Source organism: Sphingomonas sp. UV9 (assembly GCF_004101245.1).
Classification (GTDB): Bacteria; Pseudomonadota; Alphaproteobacteria; order Sphingomonadales; family Sphingomonadaceae; genus Sphingomonas.
On record NZ_SCIN01000002.1, the window covers coordinates 1,208,577 to 1,225,030 of the forward strand.

The 16,454-nt window shown below is 63.9% G+C and carries 18 protein-coding genes and 1 tRNA gene; 13 read left to right on the forward strand and 6 right to left on the reverse strand.

Features of this window, described 5'->3' with window-relative positions:
• Positions 1-2 precede the first annotated feature (2 nt).
• Positions 3-2,468 (forward strand): ATP-binding protein, encoded by a 2,466-nt coding sequence (locus EQZ23_RS12105; protein WP_128454609.1) that lies wholly within the window; start codon positions 3-5, stop codon positions 2,466-2,468.
• Between the two features lie 64 nt (positions 2,469-2,532).
• On the forward strand, positions 2,533-2,925 hold the full coding sequence (locus tag EQZ23_RS12110; protein ID WP_128454610.1) for a response regulator: 393 nt from the start codon (positions 2,533-2,535) through the stop codon (positions 2,923-2,925).
• Between the two features lie 4 nt (positions 2,926-2,929).
• On the opposite strand, the gene EQZ23_RS12115 is transcribed toward EQZ23_RS12110, so the two are convergent.
• A complete protein-coding gene (locus tag EQZ23_RS12115) occupies positions 2,930-3,787 on the reverse strand; it encodes a class I SAM-dependent methyltransferase (RefSeq protein WP_240663531.1) in 858 nt (285 codons plus the stop codon).
• Between the two features lie 65 nt (positions 3,788-3,852).
• Between EQZ23_RS12115 and EQZ23_RS12120 the strand changes: the two genes are divergently transcribed.
• Genes EQZ23_RS12120 through EQZ23_RS12135 form a run of 4 tightly spaced genes read left to right on the forward strand, consistent with a single transcriptional unit; the run spans position 3,853 to position 6,117 of the window.
• Positions 3,853-4,575, forward strand: a complete 723-nt coding sequence (locus EQZ23_RS12120; protein ID WP_128454612.1) for a ComF family protein — start codon at positions 3,853-3,855, stop codon at positions 4,573-4,575.
• Between the two features lie 32 nt (positions 4,576-4,607).
• Positions 4,608-4,862, forward strand: coding sequence for a glutaredoxin 3 (gene grxC / locus EQZ23_RS12125; protein WP_128454613.1), 255 nt, complete (start codon positions 4,608-4,610; stop codon positions 4,860-4,862).
• Entirely contained in the window at positions 4,862-5,689 is an 828-nt protein-coding gene (locus EQZ23_RS12130) for a carbon-nitrogen hydrolase family protein (RefSeq protein WP_128454614.1), read from the forward strand. Before grxC ends, EQZ23_RS12130 begins: the two co-directional genes overlap by 1 nt.
• The gene (locus EQZ23_RS12135; protein ID WP_128454615.1) at positions 5,686-6,117 is read left to right on the forward strand and encodes a DUF1178 family protein; all 432 of its coding nucleotides are present in this window, start codon (positions 5,686-5,688) and stop codon (positions 6,115-6,117) included. Before EQZ23_RS12130 ends, EQZ23_RS12135 begins: the two co-directional genes overlap by 4 nt.
• 379 nt (positions 6,118-6,496) lie before the next feature.
• On the opposite strand, the gene EQZ23_RS12140 is transcribed toward EQZ23_RS12135, so the two are convergent.
• Complete coding sequence (locus EQZ23_RS12140) at positions 6,497-6,958, reverse strand: LysR substrate-binding domain-containing protein (protein WP_128454616.1); 462 nt, start codon at positions 6,956-6,958, stop codon at positions 6,497-6,499.
• Between EQZ23_RS12140 and EQZ23_RS20470 the strand changes: the two genes are divergently transcribed.
• The 3 genes from EQZ23_RS20470 to EQZ23_RS12150 are packed head-to-tail and all read left to right on the forward strand — an operon-like array spanning position 6,914 to position 8,335.
• The gene (locus tag EQZ23_RS20470; protein WP_276318470.1) at positions 6,914-7,045 is read left to right on the forward strand and encodes a hypothetical protein; all 132 of its coding nucleotides are present in this window, start codon (positions 6,914-6,916) and stop codon (positions 7,043-7,045) included. The genes EQZ23_RS12140 and EQZ23_RS20470 overlap by 45 nt on opposite strands.
• A gap of 4 nt (positions 7,046-7,049) precedes the next feature.
• Positions 7,050-7,229 (forward strand): hypothetical protein, encoded by a 180-nt coding sequence (locus tag EQZ23_RS12145; RefSeq protein WP_128454617.1) that lies wholly within the window; start codon positions 7,050-7,052, stop codon positions 7,227-7,229.
• Positions 7,230-7,282: 53 nt separating this feature from the next.
• Entirely contained in the window at positions 7,283-8,335 is a 1,053-nt protein-coding gene (locus tag EQZ23_RS12150; protein WP_240663532.1) for a serine hydrolase, read from the forward strand.
• 60 nt (positions 8,336-8,395) lie between these two features.
• Here the strand turns inward: EQZ23_RS12150 and EQZ23_RS12155 are convergent, their stop codons facing one another.
• On the reverse strand, positions 8,396-9,328 hold the full coding sequence (locus tag EQZ23_RS12155) for a hypothetical protein (RefSeq protein WP_128454619.1): 933 nt from the start codon (positions 9,326-9,328) through the stop codon (positions 8,396-8,398).
• Entirely contained in the window at positions 9,325-10,893 is a 1,569-nt protein-coding gene (locus EQZ23_RS12160; protein ID WP_128454620.1) for an FAD/NAD(P)-binding protein, read from the reverse strand. Before EQZ23_RS12160 ends, EQZ23_RS12155 begins: the two co-directional genes overlap by 4 nt.
• Before the next feature lie 194 nt (positions 10,894-11,087).
• Here EQZ23_RS12160 and EQZ23_RS12165 point away from each other — a divergent pair, with 194 nt between their 5' ends.
• The 3 genes from EQZ23_RS12165 to EQZ23_RS12175 all read left to right on the forward strand — a co-directional run bounded on the left by EQZ23_RS12165 (position 11,088) and on the right by EQZ23_RS12175 (position 15,444).
• Positions 11,088-12,359: a sorbosone dehydrogenase family protein gene (locus tag EQZ23_RS12165; RefSeq protein ID WP_128454621.1), complete on the forward strand. Its 1,272-nt coding sequence runs from the start codon at positions 11,088-11,090 to the stop codon at positions 12,357-12,359.
• A 14-nt stretch (positions 12,360-12,373) separates the two neighbouring features.
• On the forward strand, positions 12,374-13,234 hold the full coding sequence (locus EQZ23_RS12170) for a hypothetical protein (protein ID WP_128454622.1): 861 nt from the start codon (positions 12,374-12,376) through the stop codon (positions 13,232-13,234).
• 410 nt (positions 13,235-13,644) lie between these two features.
• Entirely contained in the window at positions 13,645-15,444 is a 1,800-nt protein-coding gene (locus tag EQZ23_RS12175) for a sensor domain-containing diguanylate cyclase (RefSeq protein WP_128454623.1), read from the forward strand.
• A gap of 286 nt (positions 15,445-15,730) precedes the next feature.
• On the opposite strand, the gene EQZ23_RS12180 is transcribed toward EQZ23_RS12175, so the two are convergent.
• Positions 15,731-15,820 (reverse strand) — tRNA-Ser (locus EQZ23_RS12180).
• A 129-nt stretch (positions 15,821-15,949) separates the two neighbouring features.
• Between EQZ23_RS12180 and EQZ23_RS12185 the strand changes: the two genes are divergently transcribed.
• Entirely contained in the window at positions 15,950-16,213 is a 264-nt protein-coding gene (locus tag EQZ23_RS12185; protein ID WP_128454624.1) for a hypothetical protein, read from the forward strand.
• Positions 16,214-16,257: 44 nt separating this feature from the next.
• Here the strand turns inward: EQZ23_RS12185 and EQZ23_RS19830 are convergent, their stop codons facing one another.
• Positions 16,258-16,410, reverse strand: coding sequence for a hypothetical protein (locus EQZ23_RS19830; protein ID WP_164913438.1), 153 nt, complete (start codon positions 16,408-16,410; stop codon positions 16,258-16,260).
• Positions 16,411-16,454 lie beyond the last annotated feature (44 nt).

Below are 16,454 nucleotides of genomic sequence, written 5' to 3' on the forward strand. Positions count from 1 at the left end.
GCGTGATCCGCATACTCACCGCCGCAGTGGTCGCAGTGTTAATCATGGCCGCCGGCCTGCCTCCGGCGGACGACGTGCAGTCCACTAGGGTTGCAGCGAGCAAATACGAAGCGTCGGCTGCCGATGCGAAGGCAACCATGTTGATCAATCCGGCAAAGGCGCTGCCAAAGGCGACCGCGGCCGAGCGTCTTGGCGGTCAGATAGCCGACGAACGCACTCGCGGGATAGCGGTGGCAACCGCGCAATGGCTCCAGGGCGAGGCGTATCTGCGGATCAATGAGCCGACCAAGGCCGACGCGCCCTTGCGGAGCGCGATCGCTACGGTCAATCGGTTCCAGCCTCGATCCAAGCTTCATGCGGACCTGCTCATCTCGCTCGGGTGGTTGGATAGCTATCAAGGCCGGGTCGCGAACGCTCTGACCGATTATCAGCAGGCGTTCCGGATATACCGGATGTTACGCGATCCGCGCGGCCAGTCGCGTACACTCGTCTTCATTGCGGTGCTGTATGTTCAGGCAAAGGACAACGAAACCGCAGAGAAATATTATAAGCAAGCGCTCGATATCTATCCGTCAGACGTCAACATTTCCGTATCCATACATAACAACAGGGCACTGGGGTTCGGCGAGAGCCGGCAATATGCCGAGGCACAGAAGCAGTTCGACAAGGCGCTCGTGCTGGCCAAGCAGCTCGGAAGCCGAAACTTGCTCGAACAAATCTATATGAACATCGCCCGCGTCAATCTGGACATGGGCAACCTGCCACGCGCGGATCGCGCGATCGCCAATGGCCGGGCGGTCGCTGATCCCTCCGATGCCAGCCTTTTTGGGCGTCTGATGGCGACCGCCGCGCAAGCCGCGCTCCAGCACGGCGACCTGCCCAGGGCCAAGCAGCTGATCGCCAAGGCGCTGGTCGGTGTCGATCCAAAGACCACCGGCACGTCCTACCGCGATTTTCATCAGACCGCGTACAATGTATTCCTCGCGACGGGCGATACGAAATCGGCCTTGGTGCATCTTCAGGCGCTCAAGCGGCTTGACGACGATGCGACTAAACTGGCGACCAGTACCAAGACCGCGCTGATGGCGGCGCGGTTCGATTTCGCGAACCAGGAGCTGAAGATCAGCCAGCTGAAGGCAAGCGAACTGCAGCGCAGTATAGCGTTCGAGCGCACGCGCGCGCAGATACAGCGCTATGTGTTCTTAGGGGCTTCCGCCGCCGTGGCGATCGTCATCGCGTTGCTTGCGTTCGGTATCGTCACGCTCCGTCGCAGCCGTGACCAGGTCCGCGCGGCCAATGACGATCTTGCGGTGACCAACGATGCGCTGGGCAAGGCGCTGGCAGCCAAGACCGAGTTCCTTGCCACGACCAGCCACGAGATCCGGACGCCGCTGAACGGCATCCTGGGCATGAGCGAGGTCATGCTTGCCGATACGCGGATCGAGCCCGCGCTGCGCGAACGGATCGGCGTGGTGCATGACGCTGGGGTGCGCATGCGTACGCTGGTCGACGATATCCTGGACGTTGCCAAGATGGAGACGGGAAACCTGGCGATCGAGTCCGCGCCGTTCGACATATGCGCGACGATCACGGACGCCGCTCGCATGTGGGAGGATCAGGCCAGGGCTAAAGGATTGTCGTTTGCGATCGAACTGGACGGGTGCCCGGCGATGATCGTGGGTGACGCGGCACGTGTGCGACAGATCGTGTTCAACCTCCTGTCCAACGCGTTGAAATTCACCAAGTCCGGCCGCGTGACGTTGCGTGTCGATGTCGCCAAGGACGATCGCCTCCAGGTTGCGGTAACCGATTCCGGCATCGGTATTCCCGCCGACAAGCTGGAGGATATCTTCGAGTCATTCCGTCAGGCCGATGCCGGAACCACGCGACAGTTCGGCGGAACCGGGCTGGGGTTGGCGATATGCCGCAATCTGGCGCGCGCGATGGGCGGCGACGTCTCGGTAAAAAGTGTGATTGGGGAGGGGGCGACGTTCACGCTTGTCTTGCCGGTGGTTCGGGCATTGGACACCGTTAGCGAGCCGGTCGGGACGACCGACGACGCGGTGACGCTGGTCGTCGACCGTAATCCGATCACCCGCAGCATGTTCAAGACCCTGCTGGCACCCGATTGTGGCGTCGTTGCCTTCGCAGCGTCCGTCGAGGACGCGGTCGCGCGGCTGGAAGCCGGCGACGTGGTCCGCGTGTTGATCGACGACCTGACGATTCGAGCCTGTGCGGACCCCCATGCGGCACTGTCGCGGATCGCCGCGGCGGCATCTGCGTCGGGCGTGCAAACGTCGCTGCTATGGCCCGTTTCGGCCGATGCGGAACGGCAGGAACTGCTCGCGACCGGGATCACGCAGGTGATCTCCAGACCGGTGAGCGGCGGTGAACTCGTGACGCATTTATTACATGGATCAGTTTCAATTAAAAACGCAAATCCGAACCTTGTATCGCACGCTGCTTGACGCGTAGATGCTGCGATATGACGCCGTCCTTCTCTCCGCCGACTGATCCTGCGCGGGGCCGGAAATGAACGTCCTCTTCATGGAAGACGACCGGATGAACCGACGTGTCGTCAAGGACATGCTGGACGTCGCAGGCGTGACGATGATCGAGGCGGAAAGCGCCGAGCGTGGCCTCGAGATCCTCGAAGAGCAGGATTTCATGATGGTCCTGGTCGACCTGCGGATGCCCGGCATGGATGGCATCACCGCGATCGAGCATATCCGCGCGCGAACCGACGCCAAGGCCAGGGTTCCGATCATCGTCGTGACCGCCGACATCGCCCCCGACCTTCGCGAACGGTGCCTGCTCGCCGGTGCCGACGACGTGATCTTCAAACCGGTCGCGATGGACGCATTGTTCGACGCGATGGGAGCCATCCTCGCCCGCGATGCCGCCGGCGACGGGATGATCGGCTAGCCCCTCAAGTGCGGGGCTTGAGCGCCTCGCCAAGTGAGGCGGTCGCGCTGCCACGCCGTGCCGGCTTGGGCTGCGAGGGGTCGGGCGACCAGCCGGTCAGGAAGACGATCCGGAATGTCTCCTGGGTCCGCCCGCGCGCATCAGCGGCCTCAGCGAATGCGCCAATCGTGCGTCCGACCACGGCCGAGGTCAGCGGCTGGCGCTGCGCCAGGATGTTGCCGGCCGCCATGCCGCGCAGGTCGCCGAACAGCCGGCCCAGGTCGCGATAGCCGACATCGAGCGTCTCGACGTCGGCGACCGGCAACGCAAAGCCCGCGCGCATGAGCAGATCACCGGCGGATCGCACGTCGATCTGTGGGTGAAGTCGCGCGACGGGCCGATCGCCCTCGGCGGTGCGAAGCGCAGTGCGCAACGCCCGCAAGCTCCCGGCGCCCACGAACGCGCCGAGGAACAGCCCGTCGGGACGCAGCACGCGGCGGATCAGCGCCAGCGCACCCGGCAAGTCGGCGACCTGGTCCAGTACGCCCGCGCTCACCACCAGATCGAACGAGGCGTCGGCAAAGGGCAGCCGGTCCTCGTCCGCCTGCACACCGCCCGACCGGGCGGCAAAGGCGTATCCCGCATCGCAGCGTGCGACGCGAGCGCCCGGCGGGGCGACGAAGCCGCCATCGAAACAGCCGAGATCGAGAACGTCTGTGAAGTCGCGCGTCACGGCATCCAGACGTTCGGCAATGCCGTCGAGCATCGTCGCGCGCAGGAAGTCGTGCTCGGCATAGTCGGGTGCTGCGCGGTCGCGGCGCAGGCGGCGGGCGGCACGATCGAAGATTTCGGGTGCGGCATTTTCTGAAACGATATCGGACACGTCTGTGCTTGTGCCGTGGCCGCGCCTCGCCGACAAGGTCTGCAGTCGCGTGGCGGGAGATCTGCATGAGGATACGCGACTCTGTCCGCCACGTTATCGGGTTTGCCCTGCCGCCGCGATGCCCCGGCTGCGGCGTGCCGCTCGCCGAGGATCACCGGTTCTGCGCGCTGTGCTGGACTGCGCTGCGGTTTCTCGGTCCGCCTTGGTGCGCCGGCTGCAACCGACCCTTCGCGTTCGACCGTGGCGACGACGCGCGGTGCGCCGCCTGCCTCGCCGCACCGCCGCGCCACGCCGGCGTTCGCGCCGCCGTCGCCTATGGACCGATCGCGCGTACGCTGGCGCTGCGACTGAAATATGGCGGCCGGATCGCCTTTGCCGAAACGATGGCGCGACAGATGCGACGCTTGCTGCCCCCCGACACCGACCTGCTGGTCCCCGTGCCGTTGCACCGCTGGCGGATCTGGTCGCGCGGCTTCAACCAGGCGGCGCTGATCGCCGATGCGGTCGCGCTGTTATCGGGGGTGCGTCATGACCGCGACGTCCTGATCCGCACGCGCCGCACGATCCTGTTGCGCGGCCTGGGCGGTCGGCAGCGCGCAAAGGCGGTGGCCGGCGCGTTCGGGGTGGCTGCGCCCGATCGCGTACGGGGCAGGGCGATCGCGCTGGTCGACGACGTCTACACCAGCGGCGCGACCGCCGACGCGTGCACCCGCGCGCTGTTGAAGGCGGGCGCGCGTTCGGTGACCATTCTATGCTGGGCCCGCGTCCTCTCGTCGCCGGACGATTGACAAGCGCAGGGCGAAACCACACCTCCGCTTGCATGGCTAAAGTCGAAATCTACACCAAAGCGTTCTGCCCGTATTGCACGCGCGCGCTGAAACTCCTCGCATCGAAGGGCGTCGAGCCCGAGCAGTTCGACGTCACCATGGGTGGCCCGAAAAAGGCCGAGATGGTCGAGCGGTCGGGCGGCCGCATGACCATGCCGCAGGTCTTCATCGACGGGAAGCATATCGGCGGTTCCGACGATCTCGCCGCGCTCGACGCCAAGGGTGGTCTCGACCCGCTGCTCGCCTGATGACCAAGATCGGCGTTCTCCAGATGACGAGCGGGATCGATCCCGCCGTCAACGCCGCGATATTGGTCGATGCGATCGGTGAGGCTGGAGCGGGAGGTGCAGCGATGCTGTTCACCCCGGAGATGTCGGGGCTGATCGACCGCGATCGTGCGCGGGGATCGGCGTCGATCGTCGCCGAAGACGCAGACCCGGTGCTGGCGGCGGTACGCGCCGCCGCGGCGAATGCCGGTATGTGGGTGCATCTCGGCTCGCTGGCGGTCCGCCGTCCGGACGGCAAGTTCGCCAATCGCGGATTCGTCATCGATCCGACCGGCACGATCCGTGCCCGCTACGACAAGCTGCACCTGTTCGATGTCGACCTTCCCTCCGGGGAAAGCTGGCGAGAGTCGGCCGCCTATGTCGGCGGCGAGACGGCGGTCGTGGTCGATACGCCGGTGGGCCGGTTGGGCGCGTCGATCTGCTACGACCTGCGCTTTGCCGACCTCTACCGGGCGCTGAGCAACGCCGGTGCGACGATGCTCGCCGTCCCCGCGGCCTTTACCCGCCCGACCGGTGCGGCGCACTGGCACATCCTGCTGCGCGCGCGGGCGATCGAAGCCGGTGCGTTCGTCGTCGCGGCGGCTCAGACCGGCGTGCATGAGGACGGCCGCGAGACATACGGACATTCGCTGGTCGTCGATCCATGGGGCGACGTGATCCTCGACATGGGTGACGCGGCCGGACTGGGGTTCGCGGACATCGACCTGGCGCGGGTCGACCAGGTCCGCGCGCGCATCCCCGCGGTCGCGCATCGTCGGGCCATTCCCCCCGTCACGACCGTCGCATGATCGTCTTCGACCTCAAATGCGGCGGCGAGCACGTGTTCGAGGCATGGTTCGCGTCAAGCGATGCGTATGAAGGGCAGCGCGCCGCCGGTCAGGTCCGCTGCCCGCTCTGCGACGACGGTGACGTCATCAAGGCACCGATGGCGCCCTCGATACCGGCCAAGGGCAACACCAAGCCGCCGCCGCCAAGTCCGGATGTGGTAAAGGCCGCGATGACGCTGATCGCCAAGCAGCAGGCGAAGGCGCTGGAGTCCTCGGAATGGGTCGGCACCGCGTTTGCCGACCGCGCCCGCGCGATGCATCTCGGCGAGGAGAAACACGCCACCATCCACGGTCAGGCGAGCCTCGCCGAAGCCAAGGCGCTCGTCGAGGAAGGCGTACCCGTCGCCCCGTTACCGATGCCGGTCATCCCGCCGCACAAGGCGAACTGACTCGCAAGCGACGGGTTCGGGTGGAAGCGATGTCCTACCAATGAATTGCAGCATGATGCTGTTATCATTCGGTTATCCTTAGCGTGAATGTTAACGATACCCGCGAGATCACCCCCACAAGCCGGCATCATGGGCGCCTTGCCGCGGAAACATGCGCGATAAGCCACGATCTCTGCATCAACCCACCCCGGGCAGTTGGTGCTCAACCGGCTGGCCCTGGAAACGCGCGCTACTATATGGTGCGACGGATATTGGCACCACTCAGCCCCGTGCGCTGCTTGACTGATCGCAATCGCAGGATCAGCGTTGCGGGCCGATGCCGGTCCTGGCCGATCAACGATGTCGAGGGGCTGTGGGTCGGTAAAAACCGTCAGCAGCGCTACCTTGCGATTTTTATATCAAACCACTCCCTCATTTCAACATGGCGAAGAGTCGGAATGCATATTCCGTCTCGGTTCGAGCCAATGCTGCTGAAATCAACACGTGCCCCGGACCGTTGAAGACCTAGCGGACGCAGCTCACGGATGAGTTCGATCAAAAGCTTCAGGCCGGTCGGCACTTGGCGACGGCTGGAATAATAGACGTGGTAGGCCGGGCCCATCGTGGCCCAGTCCTCGAGAACCAGCCGCAGGTCCCCGCGCGCGATATAAGGGGCGAAGGTTGCCTCCATGCCGTACATCAGTCCGGTACCGGCGAGCGCCATGGCCAGCATCGCTCGCCCCCCGTTGACGAGGATCTTGCTTGCCACGGGTACCGAGAATTCACCCTCGGGACCCTCGAACTCCCAACGATAGATATGCGCATTGCCGGGGCGGACGCCGAGACAATGGTGGTGCTCCAGGTGACGGCGCTATATCCCGATGTCGGGATGGGCGTCGCGTTGCAGGTCGGCGCGAAGGTCGCGACCGGCGAAATGACGTGGGGCTGAGCGCATGAGCGGCAACATCGCCATCATTCGCGCCACCTATGCGGGCAGTTCGGCGCAGAACGGGGCGAATCTGAAGATCGACTATAAGGCGACGCGGCATCGCTATCTCGGCGACCGCGATCATGTCGCGGCATTCGGCGATCGAGGGCGAAGCGCGATCTTCCACCTGGGAAAAGCTCAGTAATTCTAGGGAATGTGCGGGGTTGTAAGGCAGGCCTGAGGGGCGACATGGTGGCGATGCGGTTTATCGTTCCTCTACTCATCCTCCTTGCCGGCTGCGAGGGACCGACCTCGTTGGCGGGGGCGGCTGTCCCTGACGCGGTCGCCGGATCGGACACGAAGGGACTTGATGCCGCAGCGATGCGCGACATGCAGGCAAGAGCCTCCGCGCTCCCGCGGCTTCGTTCGCTCCTCGTCCTTCGAGACGGACAGACGCTGACGGCACAGGTGTTCAATGGCGGTGCCCCGCTGGACCGGCCGGTCAACATCAAGTCGGCGTCGAAGTCGGTCATGTCGGCACTGGTCGGCATTGCCCTTCAACGCGGTGTCCTCGACAGCGTCGACCAGCCGGTGCTGCCGCTGCTCCAGCGTGACGCGCCCGCCGATCCCGACCCACGGCTCGCCAGAGTGACCATCGGCAACCTCCTGTCGATGCAGGCCGGGCTCGAGCGCACCTCCGGCGAGAACTACGGCCGTTGGGTATCCAGCCCCAATTGGATACGGTTCGCGCTGGCCCGACCATTCGTCGCCGATCCCGGGACGGCAATGCTCTACTCGACCGGCTCCACCCACCTGCTCTCGGCGGCACTCACACGGGCGTCCGGGCGGAGCACGCTCGCCAACGCGCGCGCCTGGCTCGGCGAGCCGCTCGGAATTACAATCCCGTCCTGGCCGGCCGACCCGCAAGGCATCTACTTTGGCGGCAACGAGATGAGGCTCTCGCCGCGCGCCCTCGCTCGTTTCGGCGAGCTTTATCGGCTCGGTGGCATCGTCGATGGTCGCCGCATCATCTCGGCCAAATGGATCGAGCAAAGCTGGACACCGCGCGCCGTCTCGCCGTGGAGTGGGAATGAGTACGGCTTCGGCTGGTTCCTGACCGAAATGAAGGGCCATCCCGTGCGGTTCGCCTGGGGCTATGGTGGACAGATGGTCTACGTCATCCCCGATCTGCGGGTGACGGTCGTCATGACGTCGGACCCGAACGGCTCGCGGGACACAGGGCACATCGATGCGCTGCATGACATCGTCGAGAACGCGGTCGTGCCTGCGGCCGAGCGGGGGGTGTCGTAAGTTTTGCGTAGCCGATAGCCGGTAGCCGCCGAAAGCGGGAACGGCACAGGGGAAGCGTGATCAACTCGTCGGCATGGCGGAGTGAAACACGCCCACGATCAGCAGAACGAGGACAAGGGATACCGCGCTCGACAGCGCGACGAGGATCGCTGCCGCCTTGCGGTTCGTATCGAGGAGGGTCGCGAACAGGGTCACGTTGCTGGCGATCGGGAACAGGGCGACGAGCCCGACGATCACGCGGTCGCGCGGGTTCAATACACCGATGAATGCCGCTTCGAGCGCGAGCGCTGCGCCGAGCAGTACGAGGCTGGCGACCTGCCTCACCGCGAGGATGCGCGTCATCAGCCTTGGCCGCCAGTCGTCGCGGCCGGTTTCGGCAAGGTTGAGGCCGATCACCGCCATGCCAAGCACCGACACCAACGTGCTGGTGATCGAGACGATAGGCGTTGCCGCTTCGGGCATCGTGACGCCGCCCCACTTGGCGATGAGCGAGCCGATGACCACGTAGACGAGCGGCACCCGCAATGCCTTGGTTGCAGCCTTGCGCGCACCCTCCTTGGTACGGGCGATGAGGAAATACCCGATCGTATTGCCGTACAGCGCGCTGCCGATATATGCGCAGATCACCGTTGATACGCCGATTTCGCCGAACAAGGCCTGGCTGACGGGCACCCCGAAGAACGCAACGTTGAAGAACGAGAAGGACGCCGACAGCAGTTTGGGATCGAAGTCGTTGCCGAGCCGCTTGGCCAACCGGTATGCAGGGATGCTCATCAGTGCCGAGACCACGAACATCAGCGGCGGGATCACCATCAACTGCTGCGCTTCCGCGCCAAGCACCTTGTCGATGACCAGCAACGGGATGAGGCCGAAGACGAGTATCGTCGAACACAGTTTCGCCGCCCAGGGAACGCGGGAGCCGAAAGTCCATGCCAGCAGGATCACGCCGTAGAGCGGCAGGAGTGCCGCCGCGATGTTACCGATCGCGCTCATCGTTGGCGCAGGATATCGTCGATCGCACGACCGGCGCATTCGACATTGAACCAGACCGCGTTGGTGTCGCGCAGCTCGCCATTCAGCAACTGACCAAGCGCGTAGAGCCGCGGCGCATCGCGCGTGGCGGATATTATCCGACACGTCGCCCGGTGCGCGATGGCCCCACCGACCGGATGCGGCTGCAGCCAGTCCTTCGCGAGCAGATCCTTGACCAGCGTCTCCTTCATCTCGTCCAGTGTCGTGGCCTGACCCGTGGCGTTGACGACGATCGGTGCCTCGAGCGTATCGCCATCCTCGAACCGGACCGTGAAGCCCGTATTGTGCTCGCTGGCGACGGTTTCATCGATCCGCCCGCGCACGCTGAGCAATCCGCGCGCCATCGCATCCGCCAATCGCCGCGCGTTTACCATCGGCGTGACGAAGCGCGCCGCGGCGAAATGCGGCGCCAGCCACTGCCCGAACCGTTTCTGGTCGGCGGGGCGCAACAGGTTCCATATCGCCGTCGACTCATGGCGAGCGGCGGTGAGGATGCGCTGGAACGGTTCGTCTCCGGAGTCCGCTGCAGCAATGTCGTGCAGCAAAGCAGCCTCGGCATCACCGCCATAGCGGTCCTCTGCCTGCCAATCGATCGCACGTCCCGCGGCAGTTTCTGCTTCGAGGCGAAAGAGGCGAAACAGATCCACTACCGAGAAAGCGCTGCCCCGCTCGCGAATGAGCCGGTGGACGTTTTCCAGCGTAAAGTGCTGACGGTCATAGCCTGTCTCGGGCGCGGGGATCTCGACGCGCGGCAACATCCCCTCTTTCGATACGAGGTGGATGTGGCCGCGGTGGTCATTGTCCAACAATGTCATCACCGCGTCGATGGCACTGAGGCCGCTGCCGAGGACGACGACGGGCCGATCCCGCGCGATCTCCTCGGTCATGCGGTGGGCGGGATAGGGGGAGTCGATGTAGCCGGGTATACCGGTCAAGTTGCCGAACCGATTTGGATCAGGTGTGCCGATCGTCAGAAGGACGACGTCGGTAGCGATCGTCGTCCCGTTCGCGAACCGAACCGTCGCCGCGGCATGATCGCCGTCGATGGCAACAGCTTCCTCGCGGTGGACCTGGACGTCGATGCCGGCGGTGCTCGCCTGCTCGAGCGCTTTGTCGAGAACCTCCCGCATGTAGACGCGGTATTCACGGCGCTGCGGGTATTCGACCCCATCGGGATCGAGCGGCGTGCCCGATGCCGCGCGTCGCGCCTCCAGCCAGGTTCGGAAATGACCCGGCTCCCGGTCGTAGAGCCCCATGAGCCGCGATTCCGTGTTCAGAAGATGGCCGGGTTGCTCCGTGCCGAACGCCAACCCGCGTGCGAGTTCATCGTCGCGCTCGACCAGATGGACGTTCCACCCGTCGCCTGGATCCCCGTCGCCCGGATCCCCATCGCCCGGATCCCCATCGCCCGGTTCATAGCATAACCGGGTAACAGCTTCGGCAAATGCAGCGACGCCGCAGGCACCCATGCCGATAATAGTCAATGTTTTCGGCATGATATTCCGTTCGATGAAGAACGGCGACAACGCGCGGGTGCTGTTTCGTGCCACGGCGAACGTGAAAATTTTGTCATTCTTATCCTTCGCCCAGTTCGACAGCCTTGGCCCGTTGCCAGGGATGAGATCACTGAAATCCAGGAATTAATCGTCCGCGAAGTTCATCTCGCGGATATCCATGGTTGTCAGGGGGTTACACTCTCGATCATAATCCGGGAGACATTATGAAGACGATCCTTGCTGCTGCCAGTGTATTGACCCTGGCAAGCGGTGCCGCGGCACAGAAAACACCGTCGGTGGTGGGCTTGAAGGCCCAGGCAGAGCCGTATGCTACCGCATCCGTGGTCAACCACCCCAAGACGATCGGCTGGCCGGAAGGGCGCAAACCGAAGGCGCCGCAAGGGTTTGAGGTCGTCAAATTCGCAGGTGGCCTGGACTATCCTCGCCAGGCGCTGCTGCTGCCCAATGGCGACGTGCTGGTCGCGGAGGCGCGGACGAAGCCAAAGCTGGATGCCGAGCCGGACGTCCAGCGTGGACAAGCCCTGTCGAAGACGACCGGCTTCAGCGCCAACCGTATCACCCTGCTGCGCGACGCGAACCGCGACGGTGTCGCCGAACAGCGTTTCGTCCTGATCGAGGGGCTCAACCAGCCGTTCGGGATGCAGTACGGCAATGGTCGCCTGTATGTCGCGAATACCGACGGCGTCGTCAGCGTCCCGTTCTCGCCCGGTCAGACGCGCGTGACCGCAACGCCGCAGCAAATCGTGTCGCTGCCCGCGGGTGGCTACAACAATCATTGGACGCGCAATCTGTTGCTCAGTCCAGATGCGCGAACGCTGTACGTATCGGTCGGCTCCGCATCCAATGTCGGCGAACATGGCATGGACGAGGAGACTCGAAGAGCGGCAATTCTCGCGGTCGATCTTCGTACCGGGCGCGAGCGTCTCTATGCATCGGGGCTTCGCAACCCGGTCGGCATGGCCTGGGCGCCGGGATCGACGGTGTTGTGGACTGCCGTCAACGAACGCGACCAGATCGGCGACGATATCGCCCCGGACTATCTCGTCGGCGTGCGTGACGGCGGTTTTTATGGATGGCCCTACAGCTATTACGGGAAGCAGGATCCGCGTCATGCGAACGACAAGCGCGAGTTGCTGGCGACCACGTTGATGCCCGACGTTGCCGTCGGTCCTCATGCCGCGGCGCTGGGCGTGGCGTTCGCAAAGGGAACGCCGGCCGGCCAGCAGGTTGCTTATGTCGCGCGGCATGGATCGTGGAACCGGTCCGCGTTCATCGGGTATGACGTGCTCGCGGTACCATTTGCAAACGGAAGGCCGACGGCCGCGCCGCAGCCGTTCCTGACCGGGTTCGTCGCGGACGAGAAGAAGAATGAAGTCTATGGTCGACCGGTGAGCGTGCAGACGCGCGACGATGGGGCGATCTTCGTCGTCGACGATGCCGGGGATACCGTGTGGATGGTGCGACGCACCTCGTGACCACGGCGGCATTGATGGTTCTCGCAGCGACGCTCGCCTGCGTCGCTGCGCCCCGCGCGACGGCGCAGACTGTGCCGTTCATCGACACCGAGGATGCGACGCTATCCGATGTCGACGTCGGAGACGGGGCCGTTCATCCGATCGTCTCGTTCGACGTCCGCAACGGCGACTACGCGCGCGGAGCGTATGACGACGATGACGCCGGCCTCGGCAGGGTTCCGGTCCATGTCGCGGTCGGCGGCGCCGCGGTGCTGACGCGCCGCGCGGATGGGGAGGGGGTCCTGTTCCTGGTAGGGCAAAGCTCGAACGGCTTTCACGCGCCGCGGTCCGACGAACGAACCCGACCGCGCAGTTGGTATGAAAGCAACACGATCGTCGGTCTTGCATGGCGGCCGGTCGATGGGCTGTCGGCAGCGGGAGCGTATGCCATCAAGGCCAGTCCCAACGGCGTGGCGGGCACGACCCATGAAGCCAGCCTGACGTTCCTTTACACCGGCAAGGACACGGTGGGATTTCTTGCTCCCCGCTTTGCCGTGACGACGCGGACGAAGGGGCAGGGGGGCTTCTACACGATCGTCGGCATAGCCCCCACGTTACCGCTCACGCGCGTAGAGGACGGCCCCACGATCACGGTGCCGGTCTCGGTCGGCGCCGGTTGGCGCAGCTTCTATGCAGCGGACAGCGGAGACAGGGTTTACGGCAGCGCCGGGATGAGTATCGCCCAGCCGCTGAAGATCGCTGGCGCAAAGGCGTCGTTGCAGGGCGAAATCCTTGCTCTCTTTCGTGACGGTCAGCTTAGACGGCTCGACGCTCCCGGCGGCACGACCGCGTCTATCGTGCCGTTGGCAACGATATCGATTGCAATGGCTTGGTAACGTACGCCCGCACGTTCGGGCCAACGACAGCCGAGCGTGGGCGAGAGGGGGCAAGCCCTGCCAGGCGTTGCCGACCAGATACCCAGATACCCAGATACCCAGATACCCAGATACATGGAGTGGACGGACGCTCGCAGAATTCTCGAAGACGACGGCAATGCAGCTATTCGTTCGCCCAGGCATTCGACGTAGCTGCGCATATCTGAAAGAACGTCCGAAATGGGGGGGCGATGCAAAGTCGACTGGGCGTCCGCTAGGGGTCCTCCGGACTCTCGGTCTTCGTTTCCGAACGAACATCTCGGTAAAAGTACAATCGGGAACCCGGATGGCCTCGACCGTCGATTGGCACTAAAGATGATCTTCGAACGATGATCACTGCAACGTTAATGATTCCCGGTTAGCCCATCTAAATGCGCCAAACTTTTAAACGGTTGGGAGAGTCTCCGCTCGGTCCTGCGGTTCTCGGCATTGCCTATTTCACCATCGCAATGCTGTCGTTGGTCATGATGCGAGGGACGCATGGCATCGCCGCGATCTGGCCGCCGAGTGGCATACTTCTTGCCACCCTACTCATCGTACCCCGGCAGGCCGTCTGGCGGTTCGCAGTGGCGGCGATAATCGCAAGTCTTGCGGCAAACCTGTTCGCCGGATCGAGTTTCCGTGTCTCCGCCGGTTTTACCGCGGCCAACGGGATCGAGGCGATGGTCGCCACGCTCCTGCTTCGGCGGCGATCGGGGGGGCGGGTCTCGTTTATCAATCCATCGGGCCTCTCCGCATTCCTCGTCGCATCGTCGATCGCCGCGATGGTGAGTGCCGGAGTGGCGACCTGTATTTTGCCCCAGTCGGGCGGCGCATTCATTCTCTCCTGGTTTAGCACCGTGTGGCTGGGAATGCTGCTGGTGACGCCGTTGCTGATCGCGGTATTCGAGATTTCGCTTTCCGCGCGGCGGCCCGTGTCCCGGCGCGAGGCGATCAACCTGATCGGCATCGTCCTGCTGACAGGCTTCGCCACCGGTTTGACCTTCTACCAGACCCAATACCCGATGCTGTTCGTGCCCATGATGGTCATCGTGATCGCCGTCCTGCGCGGCGGTATGCTCGGCGGCATCATCAGCATGATGATCGTTACGATCTTCGGATCTCTGGCGCTCTGGTTGGGCTCGGGCCCGATCTTCCTGATCCGTACGTCACACGAATCGCGCCTGTTGTTCTTTCAGTTCTATTTGTTGTCGCTGTTCGTCTCGGCGCTACCGATGGCGACGCTCCTCGCCGCGCGTGATCGCCTGAGGATCAATCTTTCGGAGCGCATCCGTCTTCTCGATCAAGCGGAGGCAGCGGCACATGTTGGGCATTGGCGTGTCAATTCTACGGACCAGGCGATCTTCTGGTCACCAGAGGTCTTCCGCGTTCACGGCCTTCCCGCGGGAAAACCACCTGCCTTGGCGCAGGCTATTGATCTGTATCATCAAGGCGATCGACAGCGGGTCTCCGAGACCGTTGCTAACGCACTTGTCGACGGCAAGCCCTTCGCATTCGAAGCTCGGATCATTCGCCCCGACGACTCCATCCGCCATGTCGAAACCCAAGGCGAGCGTGATTATTCGTCGAGAGAGAACGCTATCGGGCTTTTCGGTTTGATCCGTGACGTCACCGAGCAAATCGAAGCACGACAGGTGCTGCAAGATTCCCGTGACGCCGCCAACCGTAGCGCGGCGGCGGCAATGCTGCTGGCCTCGACCGATGTCTTGACCGGTCTGGCGAACCGTCGAGGGATCATCGAGTATCTTGACGTCGCCGTGGCGGACACGGAGACCGGACAAGCAGCGCTTTCGGTCGTGCTGTTCGACATCGATCATTTTAAAACCGTCAATGATCGATACGGCCACGATGTCGGCGACGAAGTCATAAAGCGTGTGGCATCATCCGCAAATGAGTGTTTGCGAACCACTGACCTGATCGGCCGCTATGGCGGCGAGGAATTTGTCATCATCCTGCCTGGAACCGACGCGGAGGTGGCGCTGCAGATCGCCGAACGCGTCCGGGCCGGGATCGAAGCATCCTCCTATGATCGACAGCCGAACGTTACCGTCAGCCTGGGCATTGCATCGACCCGTGGCGAGGATACGGGCGACGGCATTCTCAAGCGCGCGGATATTGCGCTCTACGAGGCAAAAGGCGCTGGTCGAAACCGGTTGCGCTTGGCGTCATGATACTGAGATGCCAGTATATATCGCGGCAACAACCGGTAAGCCCAAAAACTTAACCGCCCGATCCCTGCCCGCGGGTCGGACCAGGCGCTATGTCACAGACCCTGTCGGCGGTGTAATTCCCTCAGCACTCGATACCCCCAGAACATGCCCAGCGTACCCTCCAGAATACCCCAACCAGCTTGCGCTGGGCCGGGACACGATGGGAGGGCGCGAGACTGCCGCACGAGGGAAAGCGCGGCAAACCTGCCGCTTGCGGGACGGTATGAGACCGGTTGATATCGGAAATTGGCGGAAGAGGTGGGATTCGAACCCACGGAGGGCTTGCACCCTCGCTGGTTTTCAAGACCAGTTCCTTAAACCACTCGGACACTCTTCCGTACCGGCGCTCAAGGGAGCCGGACGACGGCGTCTAAGCGGAGAGCGGCGGGATCGCAACCGTTGCGATGCGCCTGCATCGTGTCGCAGCCGATTGCGCCGGGGGCGGCCGGTCCGCTAGGTTGCCCGCATGGACCTAGACGCGATTTCGCATCATTTCTTCGGCACGACCGAGATCGACACGCTCAGCCCCGAGGCGCTGGAGGCGGGACGCGATCGCGTGTCGCTTGCGTTTGGAACCGAGCGCGAGTCCGGCCGGCGATTTGCGTTATGGGCGGTGCTGCGCGCGACCGGCGATGCGCCCGATCCGGTGCGTGCGTTCAAGGATCCACGGGAACAACGCGCGGCGCAGATGTATGCGTCGGCGATCGGCATGGCCGGCGCAGACGACTAGACGCGGGCGACTAGACGTTCGGGCTGCACGTTAAGGCCGCACGTTCAGGCTGCGCGGCGTTCCAACAGCGCTCGGTCGATCTGCCGGATCAGGTCCGCGATCCGTGGCACGTCATAATCGACGGCCCGATTGCCATGCCGCGGCGCTGCGCACATCCGCTTGCCGACCAGCGCGAAGATATCCTGTGTCTGTGCCATCGATCCGGTCCCTTCCGATCGCGCCACTATGCCGGCCAAGCGTT